We start from the raw sequence: 14,169 nt of genomic DNA, 5'->3' as shown, positions 1-14,169 counted from the left end.
TGGTTTGAATTTCAGATGAAATAAAGAGCTAATTAAAAGGGTGGTATAATATAGAAAAAGTGAATGATGAAAATCAAATAGGGGGTATTCAATTGGAAATAAAATTGAATCGATTATATAGAGAGATAGCGGAAACGGTTCATGCCATGATTCCAGAAGAATGGGAGAAATTTTATTTTTATGCACAAATATCAGAAGCTGGAGGGGGAACTTACTTTTTCTATAACAACTTCAGAAATAAACAAAATTATAAGTATAGTGTAGAAATTCCTTTTAAATACGAAGTTAATGAAGAGGAGTTTGAAAGGAAAGAAGATTCTTTATATAAATTGAGTAAGGAATTAAGAGATGTTTTTAAAGATAATCAGCAAGAGCTTTGGTACTCTTTTACAATGTCTCTGGAACATAGTAGGGAATTTAACATACATTTCGATTATACCAATTGGCTCGAAACAGAATATAGTTTTAGTGATCAAATGATTATTTGGAAACGTAAATACTTAGGTGAAGTACCAATTAATGAAAATGATAAAGCGCTAATTAATAAGTATGATAGTGAATTTCCGAATAACCCCATTTAACTAAATGGAAAGAAGAAATGTTTTTCATAAAAATTATGTGTTTTAAAGTAGTCGGTAAGTTATAAAATTGGTTCTGCAAGATAAAAAATAAAGGAGAACTACAATGGAAGTACATGGAATAGTTTCAATATGGTTAGGTAATATGAAAACGCAAGATCAGTTGGATGCATATATCAATGTTACATATGATGAAGAAGGAAATGCTATGCCAGCGAGTTTTTTTGTTGATTTTAATATAGATATGATTGATGTAGATGAGGATTTTATTGAAAAGGAAGTGTTAGAAGAAGCAAGTGATAATGTTTCTATGTTATTAACGGGATGTTCATATGATGATAAAATATTATCTCGAATTAAGGAAGTAGTTAAATTAAATAAATCCTATAATTCTATCGTTTTAATTTATAATTTTCAATATGACAATTCAGTAAGTAATTGTGAAGGTTTTAATTTTGTAACTGCTACAAGCTATCTATAGTTAGAAGCAAAGTATAGTAGAATAAAAAATACATTTGTATATTTTTTCCAATGAATATTTGGTATGATGGTGAATGGGAAAAATATACAAGTTGTTAGTTTTTCAAAAAAGGGGGATTGAATTGAAAAGAACACCTGAATTTGTATTAGGTTTAATTGGTGGCATTTTGGGAATTATTATTTCTATAATATTAATAGTTGTAGCGTTTAATATTATGGAAGGTGTTGATTACGAACTTTTAGCTTATTACTCTATTATTTTAACGGTTCAAATAGGGTTGTTCATTTTATCGTGTTTAGTAAACAAGGTTAATAATAAAGTTTATGGAGTTTGTATGATTTTGATTCCTATAGTTATGTTATTTATGTCATTATTCTTTTTACTTATTCCGACAATTTTACAAATTATATCTGGTTCATTTGCATTTAGAACATTAAAGTTAGAATCGAATGTAAGCTAAATGTAATTATTAACGTCTGAATATTCGGTTTTTTAAATATTTTCGTTTGCAGTTCAAATTAACATAAAGTACAAAGTTGTACGCTTTAGGAGGAGAAATAGATGATTATTTGGTCTGGTTGGGGTTTTTTAGTCGCAATTATTGTAATTATTAATACTCTTTTGGGTAAGGCTATCTTTGGATCTATAACGGGGGACGCTACATATTTTCAAGACCATAGTTGGCCAATGGCGGTAATGTTTATTATATCAGGGGTTATGTCTTGGTATTTAGGTAAATATATTAATAAGCCAGATGGTAAAGTTTATATAGATGCCGAAACTGGTGAAAAAGTTATGTTTAACAAAAAACACTCGCTATTTTTTATAAAAATGGAATATTGGGGACCAATTTTAGGAGTTATTGCGATTGTAACTTTAATTACAAGATAAAAAAGAGGATGGGTATAGTAAGAGTAATCTATTCAAGTAGAAGGGGAAATCAGTCATGAATGCAAAGAAACTACTAGGGGTAGCAGTTCCGGTCATGTTGTTATTTGGTTGTGGAGTTTCTGAGAAAACGAACACTTCTAAACAGGAGAAAACGGAAGAGTCTAAAGTAAAAGAATCGAAGTCTAATAGTAAGAAAGAAAAAGTTTCAAAGGAAGACTATCCTAATAAAGTGTATAAATTAGGGGTAGAGTTTGATAAGTTGTTTGCGGAGCATAACAATATTACAAGAGAGGTTTTTGACGGTAAGAAAAAGAAATCAGATATAGTAGATAGTGTGAAAGAATTAAATAAAGTGTTAGATAAATTTGAGTCGATAGATCCCCCTACAGAGTATGTAAACCAACAAAAAGATTTTGAAAAAGCAATTAGTTATTTTAGAGAGTCTTTTTCTTTAATAAATGAAGTATTCACCAGAAAAGAAAAAAGAGAAAAAGGTGATAAGACTGATAAAGAGTTAATAGATAAATCTGAAAAGTTAGTGAAAGAAGGGGATATATACTGGCTTAAGGCATTCAAAGATCTTGAAGGGGATATTAAAATCGGTGACGGTACAGTATCAATGAAAGATTTGAAAGAGTTAGATAAGAAAGCTGGAATTAATACAGATAACGTTATGAAGAATGTGAAAGATGGTACGGAATTAATCGGTAATTGGGGATTTCAAGGAACAGACGGTTTCAATATGTCACTCATTTTAAAAGGTGATATGACATTTGAAACGTATGGTAAAGGTGAGTATCCAAATAAAAAGAATTATATTGAAGGAACTTGGGAATATGATAAGGAAGCTTTTACAATCTATTTACATCTCAATAAACGTTTAGTAGACGGTGTAGAAGATACAATTCAAAAAAAGAAAATAGCATATAAAGTTCAAGATTATGATGGGAAAAACTTGCAATTATTTAATGAGACGTCATTTCATACAATTAAGTATGTGAAGCAAAGTTAAAGTTATGGAGGACTAGGTTTAAATGGCCTGGTCCTTCATTAAAGTGTGGGTATGTAAATAATATGTTATCTTTCGTTCTGTTTACTTAGTATCATGTTATTCTTTAATAGAAGTAATAAATGGAGTTTTACATTAAATATATGAGGTTGGTTACAAATGATAAAGAAATTTACTAGAGTAGTATTAATAGTGGTTATGCCAATCAGTCTTATTACAGGTTGTGGGGCTGCTGAAAAAGCTGAAACACAAAAGACGAAAGTGGTACAAACGGAGAAAAAGGATTATATGGATTACTCATATGGTAGCAAAGGTATATTAGTAAGTGGCAAAGCGAAAGAACGTCAACAATACGAGATTGGATATATGGATGATAATAAGTTAATTGGGATTGACGAAAATATTGAAGACTGCATTATTTTAGATAATAAAGATAAAGCAGGTCTCATTTGGAAACAAATAGAGCGTGGATCTATTATTGAAGTGCAATACGGTAAGGATCGCAATGATATCGTAGGCGTGCAATTCGTAGGAGATCGTGAGTCATATGAAATTAGTGATAAGTTTGATCGGAATACGATAAATGAGATTTTTGAAAACGTTAAAGGGAATTTGTAATGAATGTATTTCGATAGTATAGGATCTCTTATTATGAAATTGTATGCCAGTTATTTGCCTAAGTTTAAATTGATTATTTTGACGGTATTTGTAATTAGTTGTAAAATAATGTTTGTTGATGAATTTTATAAAAAGTATGTTAGATGAAATTCATCTGTAGGGATGACATATAAATATTTTCTTAATAGGTATAAAATATGATAATTTAAATATATAAATAAAAAGAAAATATATTAGGAGTACATAGTAGATTCATATTTTTAAAAATTATTGTGACAATAAAGGGAGGTTGAGATACATACACGGTGGGAATGTGTATGTATTTATTATAATAATGAATAAGACAATCAAACAACAAGTAATCGCACTATCAACAAGTCTAGTGATTTTAGGGAGCGTACCTTTATCAGCATCAGCAGAAGAGATGAACAAATCTCAAACTGATCAACTTAATATTGCCCAAGGAGAACATGGAACGAGCGGATTAAATTATTCTAATTTCAAGTTGGAAGTTCCTGATCATGTACAAATTAATGAAGCAGAAGTATCTGAAAATGAAAAAATGCTTTTAGAAGAATATAAGCATAAACATGATGAAACAGAAGAATTAAACAAAATGCAAGATGCTAAGAAGGGACAAGTAGCAGAAAAGGAAGCTATTTCAAACATTGAAAAGCCATTTGAATCTGTAGATGGTCGAAATGATGGATCTGATCGTCAAATGAAACCTGTTGCAAAGCCAAGAGGTATTCAATATAGTGCACAGAGTACGAAGAAATATGGAACACTTGCAGGAGTTCCATTTGTGGAGTGGATTGTTCCAGCAGGAAATCCTGATATTCGTCCTGCAAATCCGATGAAAGCACGTTACATTACAATCCATGAGACCGCAAATACAGCTGCTGGTGCTAATGCTGAAAATCATGCGAAATATTTATACAAGCAAGCAACTGAAGGCACTTTCCGAACAGCTTCATGGCATTTTACTGTAGATGATAAACAAATTTATCAACACTTACCAACAAACGAAAATGGTTGGCATGCAGGAGATGGAGATGGTTCAGGAAACAGGGAGTCTATCGGTATCGAGATTGCGGTTAACCAAGACGGTGATTACAATAAAGCGTTAGAAAATGCAAAACGACTTGCAGGTTATTTAATGAACAAAGAAGGAATTGGTGCAGATCATATTTACAAGCATCAACAATGGAGCGGGAAAAAATGTCCTGACATTTTAATTTCACGTGGTAATTGGGCTGGTTTCGTACAAGGAATTCAGTGGTATGCAAATATAAATGCGCAGATTGATACGCCTTTACAAGATAAAAATGACTTATTTAATCCAAATGAAAATAATCCAGCTGAACCTAGCATGGAACTAGTGGTAAATGGTAGTGGCATCAATGTACGTAGTGATGCGGGTATTGAACATCGTGTTGTACGTAAAGCTTCAAACGGAGATCGTTACAAAGTATTAGCGGTTAAAAATGGTTGGTATAAAGTAGGTAATGGAGAATGGATTTTCTATGACCCAAGTTGGATTAAAATTAACTACAATGTACCAAAGGAAGAAGTACAAAAGCCAAAGGGAGAAGTACAAAAACCAAAAGATGATATTACAGGTGGCTGGTTTGAAGGGCATATTCGTAAATTAAACAGTCTAGGTATTATGCAAGGCGAAGGCAATGGTGTATTTGCTCCATATCGAAATGTAACGAGAGCGGAGTTTGCGAAATTAATCTCGAATGCTCTTAAACTACCAGAGGGAAATAAATCATTTGTAGATATTAATGAGGCACATCCATCACTTCATGACGGTATTAAACGTTGTGCAAGTGCAGGAATTATTAATGGTCGTGGTGAAGGGATTTTTGATCCTAACTCACCAATTACTCGTGAAGAAGTATCTATTATGATTGACAAAGCATTACGATATAAAGGAATTACAGGTGAGTTAGTAGCATTACCATTTACAGATAAGCATTTAATCACATACAAAGAATCGGTTCAACGATTATACAGTCTAAAGGTAGTTAATGGTATTGGAAATAATGAGTTTGATCCTCGAGGCACAGCAACTCGTGGTCAGGCGGCTGCCTTTATTGTGAAGATGTTAGATTCAATGCAAAAATAAAATGAAACTTTAATCAGTGAGGGTCACTCGCATTGCAATCGAGCAGTTTATTCACCGAATTTTGAAATGAGAGTTTTACTGCCCGCAAATAGCAGAAGAAATTGTATGTAGAAGCTGACATTGGTAGAAGTAAAAAATAAGAAGAATTTGAAAGGAGCTATCCAAAATAATAATTTGGAATAGCTCCTATTTAGTAGGAAGAACAATTGTATTTGATAGAGTGTAATGTAGAATGCCCTTCCAAGCCCCTCATAAGCCCCTACCAAGCAATAAATCACTAAGAAAAAACAAAAACAAAAACAACTACAAGAACAAAACAAGCACGAAAAAATGAAACCGGCGTTGTAGTAGTAAAAAAAATTGTAATTCGAATGCCAAAACCATTCCCGCATTCCTATTTTTATAATGAAGGATTAAAATCTTCCTATTTACTAGCAAAGAGTGGAGGGAAACATATGGCAGTATACCGTAATGTGCAGGTGAACTTTTGGCAAGATGAATTCATATTAGATTTAACGCCAGAGGAGCGTTATTTTTACATATATTTGTTAACTGGTACGAAAACAAAGCAATGTGGTATTTACATATTACCGAAGCGTGTGGCAGAGCTTGAAACAGGTTATAGTATGGAGACTGTTGAGAAGTTGCTAAACAGGTTTGTTGAGTATGGAAAGATTTTATATGATACGGAAACGAAAGAGGTATTCATAATAAACTGGTTACACTATAACCCTATTTCAAATACGAATGTGGAGAAGTGCGTATTACGTGAGTTAAAGACTATAAAAAGTAATGAGTTCATACATATATTTTTACGTAAATGCCTTGAAGAAGAATACAAGATTCCATTATTATTGCAGCATTTTGGTATGCCAAAAGAAGAGGATAATAGTAGTTCACAAGTAGTTATTGAAGAGAAAGAAGAAGCGGAAGAGGAAGAGATAGAGGTGGAAACCATAGAAGAGGACGTTCCAAATAGTGAAGTTTATAAGTTTTATGAACAAAATATTAGTAGTTTATCCCCATATATTGTGAAGGAATTGAAGAATTGGATACAAAGACTTTCTGGAGAGAAAGTGTTAGAGGCACTTAAAATTGCGTTTGAAAATAATAAGAAAACGTTAGCTTATGTGAAGGGGATTTTGAGGAATTGGTGTAAGAAAGGACGAGTAGATTTTAGTGAAGGAATGCATAGGAGAGAAGTATTTGGTTCGTATGATCCATAGTTTGGATAAGGATTTTTTCTAGTCTAAAAGGTTCTTTTACTATAGAAGCGAATAGTGTGAGAAAGGGGTGGTTATATGGAAGTCGTTATAAAGAAGAAACGAAAAAGGGGAAAAAGAATTTTTATTTGGGCTAGTAGTATCGTTCTTTTGTTAGTTATTTCCGCTGCGATTTTTTTGAACATATATACGCTGAAATCTATGCCAAAGATAGATGGAACGATAAAGCTAGAGGATTTACAACACGCTGTTACGGTGAAGCGTGATAGTAAAGGTGTCCCGCATATTAAATCGGAAAATGCACATGATTTATATTTTTCACAAGGATATGTACAAGCGCAAGATCGGTTGTTTCAAATGGATTTAAGTAGAAGACAAGCTTCTGGTATATTAAGTGAAGTTGTTGGGGAAGCAGCTGTTGACCGAGATAAATTGTTTCGAACACTCGGTTTACGGCGAGCGGCCGAAGCTTCAGTTAGTCAATATAATGGAGAAGCGAAATATGCCCTGCAGTCATTTGCTGATGGGGTGAACGCTTTTATACGTGAGGCGAAAAAGGAAAAGAAATTACCAGTTGAGTTTACTATATTAGGTTATGAACCTGCTGAGTGGTCAATTGTTGATACTTTAACGATTGGGAAGTATATGGCGTTTGACTTAGGAGGACATTGGCACGGACAGGCATTTCGATATTGGGCGCTGAAAAATCTTCCGAAAGAGCAAGCGAATGAGCTATTTCCTGCATATCCGAAAGATGCTCCTAGATTGCTAGCTGAACTGAAAAATACAAATGTGGACGTAGCACAAAGTTTTTCAAAAACGATAATTCCGCCGGAGTTTAACGGTAGTAATAACTGGGTTGTGAGCGGTGAGAAGAGTGCGTCAGGTAAGCCAATTTTAGCAGATGATCCTCATTTATCTCTTGCGACGCCTTCTATTTGGTATCAAACGAGACTTGAAATGAAAGGTTTAAATGTGAGTGGCGTTATTTTCGCTGGAGTACCAGGTGTTATATTAGGACACAATGACAAAATAGCGTGGGGTGTTACGAATACAGGGCCTGATGTGCAAGATTTATATATTGAGAAGAGAAATCCTAATAATGAAAATGAATTTCTGTATAACGATAAATGGGAGAAAGCTACCGTTGTAGACGAGTCTATTAAAGTAAAAGGCGGGAAGACAATTCCTTATAACGTTACGATTACGAGGCATGGACCAGTAATTTCAGAGTTTGCGGATAAGGGGAAGGAGAAAACGAAAACAGTATTCTCTTTAAAGTGGACAGCTTTAGAACCGTCAGCTGAGTTAAAAGCTGTATTAAATATGAACAAAGCAAAAGACTGGAATGAGTTTGAAACCGCTCTTCAAGATTTTCATACACCAACCCAAAACTTTGTGTTTGCATCAAACGACGGCACAATTGCTTATAAAGCGAATGGAAATATACCAGTGCGTAAAAAAGGTGATGGTAGCTTACCTGTTCCAGGATGGACAGATGAATATGAATGGGAAGGGTATATCCCGTTTGATCAACTTCCAAAAGTAATTAATCCAAAACAAGGGTTTATTTCAACTGCGAATAATAAAATTGTTGATGATGATTATCCGTATCATATTAGCAATACGTGGGCGCAGCCATATAGGCAAATGCGTATTCAAGAATTTTTGCAAGAGAAGGAAAAGTATACGGTGAAAGATTTAGAAGAGTTACAGATGGATCAAAAGAATTTATATGGGAAAGAGTTTACTCCTATATTTTTAAAAGAGTTAAATAAAGCATCTTTAAATGAGGTAGAGAAAGAAGGCGTAGACCAATTAACAAAGTGGAATTTTTACGATAGTAAAGATGAAGCGGCACCATTAATATTCCATTTGTTAATGAAAGAGATTTCAAATACGTTATTTTCAAAAGAAATACCGAAAGATGTAATGGAGTTATTTGAAGGGAAGTCACAAGTTGTTGATGAATTGATTCGAAAAGAAGTAGCGGGAGAAAATAGCGTTTGGTTTACGAAGTACGGAGGTTTCACAAAAGTTGTGCATACATCGTACGAGAATGTAATGAAGAAATTGCAGAAGGAATATGGACCCGATATTGGAGAGTGGAAGTGGGGCGATTACCATCAACTCGCTTTTACACATCCAATTTCGAAATCATCGAGTATGTTAGCATTACTCGCTTTTAATCGTGAGAAACCAGTTCCGATTGGTGGGAGCCAAGTTACCGTGCAAGCAGCGAGTTACGGCGAAAACGGCATTGTAAATCACGGGGCGTCTTGGAGATTCATTATTGATACGAAAGATATGTCAAACGGTTATCATATCGTAGGGCCAGGACAGTCGGGCCATTTTAGAAGCGATTGGTATCATGATCAAATAGATGATTGGGTAAATGGCACGTATCATACGACTACATTGAATACGGAGGGGATAGAGGGGAAGGTGCTAAATTTAGAACCGAAGTGATAGGGTGTTTTTGTTTGTGGAGGGAACTAGTAATACTCTTTTTGATAATGAAAGCTTATCATTTAGAACATAACCCAGTTCTTAAATAATTTTAACAGCCAGCCTACTATCATTTAATTTGATAGTAGGCTGTTTCCATCTTCGAAATACGCTGTAGCAACTTCTTCAGGATTACGATTATTTCCACATGCTGTAAGTGCTGTAACTAATAAAGTCATTACAACTATTAACATGATCATTCCAGTTTTGAGGGGAATTAGTTAACAAAGACTAGGTATTATTTGCAACAGAACTGTTCCTCTATCCCCCTTGTTTCATCATTTTTCTAGGCCAGCCAACTTGACAAATGTTTTTTTATCAAACTACAATGAAAATCATTATCAATAATATAGGGAGGATACTTTGGTCAATAAATGAAAAACAATATATTTATAGGTTAATAACCAGATCTTGTTAAGTTGTATGTACTATTTTTAGTTTAGCGTTTCCCAGAATGTACACCAATTAATCTCGCGAATTACAAGAAAACTATTATTGAAATGAGGCGTGTATTGTGAAGTTAGACGTGAATGAGTTAGCAGAGTATCTTGCCAATACTCCTTTCCGAGTAGAAGGAGTATATCGTTATGCTAAAAATCCAGGTGTGCCTTTTGCTGAGTCTACAGATTCTTTCCCAGGATTTGTATTTCCAATTACAGGGAAGACGCAATTTCAATTTAATGGTACGCCGTATACTCTTTCCCCAGGAAAAGTTATACATGGGGGTGCAAAAATGACATTAGCCCATAAAATGCTTGGTGAAATAAACTGGGAATATATTCTTGTTTTATATCGGATAAGCAATTCAGAACGAGAAGACTCTGGCTTTACTCATCAGCATTTTGAATTATTAACAGGACAATCTCCTCGTCTTGTCGAATTACTTATGCGTCTTTGGGATGTATATAATCAGCGTGGAGGCATTTCGATGTTTCAGACCGAAATGCTGTTTCGCGAAGCGTTGAATGAAGCTTTATTAAGTGTTTTCAATAGAGAAAGCAATTATGAGTCGCATACTTTATTCGAACGAATATCTAGTTACGTTCGTAAATACTATTATAAAGATATTACAATTCATACACTTACAGAACAAAATAATGTTAATCGAAATCGTCTTTCTTACGTGTTTAGAAAGCATGCAGGTATGGGGGCAGCAGAATATTTATTGAACTATCGTATAAAGATGGCTCAAAAAATGTTATGTACAAGTGATGTGCCTGTACAACAAATTGCGCAGGCTGTTGGAATCGCAGACCCTTTTTATTTTAGTAGAGTTTTCAAGAAGCGAGTTGGCATTTCGCCTACTAAATATCGCGAGAAGTTCATCAATAATCCATACTAATGTCAACAGGGGTCCATTCTTATTTGAAAATCACTGTTCTATACTTATGGAGAGTTAAAGGAAACATTGGATTGAAAGTACTTTCATTGAAATCACTCCTTTGTACTATCTGAATGAAAAGTTCTGGCCGGAGCATTTTCTTTTTAAGCGTAATAACGACTTTTTTACTTATATTACTGTAATATAGTGGAATTTGAAAGTGAGGAGGGATTATTATCCATTACCAACCTATTAAACTAAATGACGAGTTATCTAAAATTAACGATTATTGGTATCCACAAGTGATTGGTGAAATGAATGACGATCAAATTCAGCTTTTTAAAGCTAATGGAGATTTTATATGGCATGAGCATCCTAATACAGATAAGCTATTTATTGTGCTTGAAGGGGAGATGTTCATCGATTTTCGTGATGGACAGGTGAAAATTTCTAAAGGCGAGATGTTTATTGTCCCGAGAGGCGTTGAGCATAAACCTTTCACTGAAAAGGAATCCCATATCATGTTGGTAGAGCCTAAAAGGGAAATGGATTGATAATTGTAAAAAGATAAAAAAGGAGCGGAAATCCGTTCCTTTTTTATTTATCTTACTATTTTTAGGAGCTTAGTATGAGTAAGATGTGAATAAAGGATGAATAGCATTTTTATCAATAAAAATTTATTGGATTTTTTGTGGAATATATATGAAACGTTGTATAAAATAATCAAGAAAGCCAAAAATTATAGGGGGAAAGTTGTGAAGAAAAATAAGAGTTTAATAAGTTTTTTAGGAGTGTTTCTTATGTTGTTTTCTTTTTGTTTTCAAGGAAATGTACAGGCAGATGTAAATACTGTTCAATCTGGAAAAATCAAATCAGGAAACGTAACAGTATGGGAAGTTGGAAATGTAGCGAAAGTATTAGCGGATGTGGAGCGCTTAAATTTAAATACAGTAAATGTACCGATTCAAGTAGATATCCCAAATGTGACTTCTACTAACATGGTAATTAATCAAGCGCAAAAGCAACAAGCTATTATTTTAATTCAAGAATTATTAAAGCGTAATATTCAAGTTATAGTGGAACCGTTCCCGTATATTCAGCAGGGGAATGTTGGAGAGACAGAATGGAACCCAAGTAACATTAATGATTTCTTCTGGAATTGGAAGACGGTTATTCTGCAAGATATTTTTAATTCCATTACAAGTAAATACAATGTGTATGGACTAAAGATTGCTTCTAATTTCGTGAATATGGAGTATGCAGAAGGATACTGGAGCGATACAATTGATTTTGTTCGTAATCAGTATAAAGGAAATGTTTTGTATCAAATGAACTGGTGGTTAACAGCAAGCTGGGACCCTTCTTATGAAGCGAAGTTTAAAGAGAAAATCAATCGCCCGTATTTAAAAAAGGTGGATATTGTTAGCATAGACAGTTGGTTTGAAGTTTCAGGAAAAAGAAATCCAACATATGAAGAAGTGAAGCGAAGTTTATTTGCGACAACAGTATATAATCGTGGGCAAAATGTTGTTCAGCAATTGGAACAATTACATAATGCAACAGGAAAGCCAGTTTACTTCGGTGGATTTAACGTTCCAGCACGTGAACTTGGATTACAAAATCCATGGAATCCAGATGTTTCAAATGTGTTTTCGAAGGATGTGCAATTAAATGGATGGCGTGCTTACCGCGATGTATTAGAACCGAAACCATATTTTAAAGGTTTTTCAATTTGGTTTATTGGCTCTAATGATAGTACACATGCGTATCAAATACATAGTAAAGAAGCAGAGGCAGTTATTAACGGGTGGTACAGAAAATAAATTTTATAAAATAGGTAAGTTTTAAAGTTTACTACATATATTTCTAGTGAAAGGCCTTTCACCATCTTATCACCTAGGGGGCAATCATAATGAAATTTTTGTCTTACCTTACAGTAATTTTGGTGATTCTTGGCGGTTTGAATTGGTTATTTGTAGCGTTAGATTACAATGTAGTTGAGAAATGGTTTGGTTCTATGCCGGCGCTTGTGGACACTATTTATTGGCTCATTGGTCTCTCTGCTATTTATCAAATTTTTGATCGGTTCTTTACGAACGATTAGCTATTATTCTTTCATTATTAGAGTGTTAAGTACGATTATGTACTTAACACTTTTTTATATGTCCATAAAAAAGTCTGCACTTGCAAGCGATTCCATCGCGTCTTGCGCCCTAATAATAGAAAACAAATTGACCACATATTATATTTTAGGTTATAATTCAGAAAGTTTAAAAAATAATCCGATGAGAAATAGGGAGGTTATGAGGGTAATGGAGAGAGTCTATAATTTTTCAGCAGGACCATCAATACTCCCTTTGCCAGTTTTAGAGAAAGTGCAAAAGGAGCTATTAAATTATAACGGGACAGGCATGTCTATTATGGAAATGAGTCATCGATCTTCTTATTTTCAAAGTATTATAGAGGAAGCGAGTAACTTACTTCGTGAATTAATGAGCATCCCTGATGAGTATGAAGTTTTATTTTTACAAGGCGGTGCGTCATTACAATTCTCTATGATACCGTTGAACTTAATGAATATGTATAAAAAAGCTGGATACGTACTAACTGGCTCATGGTCTAAAAAGGCATTGCAAGAAGCCGAAAAAGTTGGGGAAGTACAAGTGATTGCTTCTTCCGAGCAAGAGAAGTTTACTACGATTCCTAAACTGGACGGTTTATTAAGTGATGAAAAACTAGATTATGTACATATTACAACGAATAATACAATTGAGGGGACAAAATATGTGGACATTCCACATGTAGAAAAAGTGCCGCTCGTTGCGGATATGTCCTCAAATATTTTATCAGAGCGATATGATGTTTCGAAGTTTGGTCTTATATATGCGGGGGCGCAAAAGAATTTAGGACCTGCGGGCTTAACGATTGCTATTATAAAAAGAGATTTAATTGGGGAAGCAGATCGCTCTTGTCCGACAATGTTAAATTATGAAACTTACAGTAAAAATAACTCCTTATATAATACACCGCCGTCCTTTAGTATTTACGTAACGAAACTTGTACTAGAGTGGTTGAAAGAGCAAGGCGGAGTATCTGCGATTGAAGAACAAAATAGAATGAAATCTTCACTTCTTTATAATTTCTTAGATGAATCAAAATTGTTTACTTCACCAGTTGATCCTACGTATCGATCACTTATGAACATTCCGTTTACAACACCGTCAGAAGAGCTGAACAGTGAGTTTTTACAAAAAGCGAAAGAACGAGGACTTGTTACGTTAAAAGGGCATCGATCAGTCGGTGGTATGCGCGCTAGTATTTACAATGCGATGCCAGTACAAGGCGTACAGCAATTAGTAAATTATATGAAGGAATTTGAGCTTGAGAATAGATAGGGAGATGGGGA

General features: G+C 34.1%; 14 protein-coding genes. All 14 read left to right on the top strand.

What is annotated here, in order from left to right:
* Positions 1-92: 92 nt before the first annotated feature.
* A complete protein-coding gene (locus ACUN13_RS18465) occupies positions 93-581 on the top strand; it encodes an antitoxin YezG family protein (RefSeq protein WP_257115535.1) in 489 nt (162 codons plus the stop codon).
* Positions 582-684: 103 nt separating this feature from the next.
* Positions 685-1,059 (top strand): immunity 22 family protein, encoded by a 375-nt coding sequence (locus ACUN13_RS18460; RefSeq protein ID WP_257115534.1) that lies wholly within the window; start codon positions 685-687, stop codon positions 1,057-1,059.
* A gap of 121 nt (positions 1,060-1,180) precedes the next feature.
* A complete protein-coding gene (locus ACUN13_RS18455; RefSeq protein WP_151639870.1) occupies positions 1,181-1,519 on the top strand; it encodes a DUF4064 domain-containing protein in 339 nt (112 codons plus the stop codon).
* Between the two features lie 101 nt (positions 1,520-1,620).
* Positions 1,621-1,950 carry a hypothetical protein gene (locus tag ACUN13_RS18450; RefSeq protein ID WP_000587853.1) on the top strand — a complete coding sequence of 110 codons (330 nt, stop codon included), beginning with the start codon at positions 1,621-1,623 and terminating at the stop codon, positions 1,948-1,950.
* A gap of 55 nt (positions 1,951-2,005) precedes the next feature.
* Complete coding sequence (locus ACUN13_RS18445) at positions 2,006-2,962, top strand: DUF3994 domain-containing protein (RefSeq protein WP_445423893.1); 957 nt, start codon at positions 2,006-2,008, stop codon at positions 2,960-2,962.
* A gap of 156 nt (positions 2,963-3,118) precedes the next feature.
* A complete protein-coding gene (locus tag ACUN13_RS18440) occupies positions 3,119-3,577 on the top strand; it encodes a hypothetical protein (RefSeq protein WP_257115532.1) in 459 nt (152 codons plus the stop codon).
* Positions 3,578-3,911: 334 nt separating this feature from the next.
* Positions 3,912-5,711, top strand: a complete 1,800-nt coding sequence (locus ACUN13_RS18435) for an S-layer homology domain-containing protein (protein ID WP_445423915.1) — start codon at positions 3,912-3,914, stop codon at positions 5,709-5,711.
* Positions 5,712-6,082: 371 nt separating this feature from the next.
* On the top strand, positions 6,083-6,937 hold the full coding sequence (locus ACUN13_RS18430) for a DnaD domain-containing protein (RefSeq protein WP_257115531.1): 855 nt from the start codon (positions 6,083-6,085) through the stop codon (positions 6,935-6,937).
* Positions 6,938-7,012: 75 nt separating this feature from the next.
* Entirely contained in the window at positions 7,013-9,403 is a 2,391-nt protein-coding gene (locus ACUN13_RS18425) for a penicillin acylase family protein (RefSeq protein ID WP_257115530.1), read from the top strand.
* Positions 9,404-9,956: 553 nt separating this feature from the next.
* On the top strand, positions 9,957-10,784 hold the full coding sequence (locus ACUN13_RS18420) for a helix-turn-helix transcriptional regulator (RefSeq protein ID WP_000762815.1): 828 nt from the start codon (positions 9,957-9,959) through the stop codon (positions 10,782-10,784).
* A gap of 293 nt (positions 10,785-11,077) precedes the next feature.
* Positions 11,078-11,317: a cupin domain-containing protein gene (locus ACUN13_RS18415; protein WP_000997182.1), complete on the top strand. Its 240-nt coding sequence runs from the start codon at positions 11,078-11,080 to the stop codon at positions 11,315-11,317.
* A 201-nt stretch (positions 11,318-11,518) separates the two neighbouring features.
* Positions 11,519-12,586, top strand: coding sequence for a glycoside hydrolase family 113 (locus ACUN13_RS18410; RefSeq protein WP_000739791.1), 1,068 nt, complete (start codon positions 11,519-11,521; stop codon positions 12,584-12,586).
* A gap of 89 nt (positions 12,587-12,675) precedes the next feature.
* Entirely contained in the window at positions 12,676-12,867 is a 192-nt protein-coding gene (locus ACUN13_RS18405) for a DUF378 domain-containing protein (protein ID WP_000670804.1), read from the top strand.
* Between the two features lie 208 nt (positions 12,868-13,075).
* Positions 13,076-14,158, top strand: coding sequence for a 3-phosphoserine/phosphohydroxythreonine transaminase (serC, locus tag ACUN13_RS18400; protein WP_257115529.1), 1,083 nt, complete (start codon positions 13,076-13,078; stop codon positions 14,156-14,158).
* The last annotated feature ends 11 nt before the right edge of the window (positions 14,159-14,169 follow it).

The organism is Bacillus cereus group sp. Bce041, from assembly GCF_052646455.1.
This window is presented reverse-complemented; position numbering and strand designations above follow the sequence as displayed.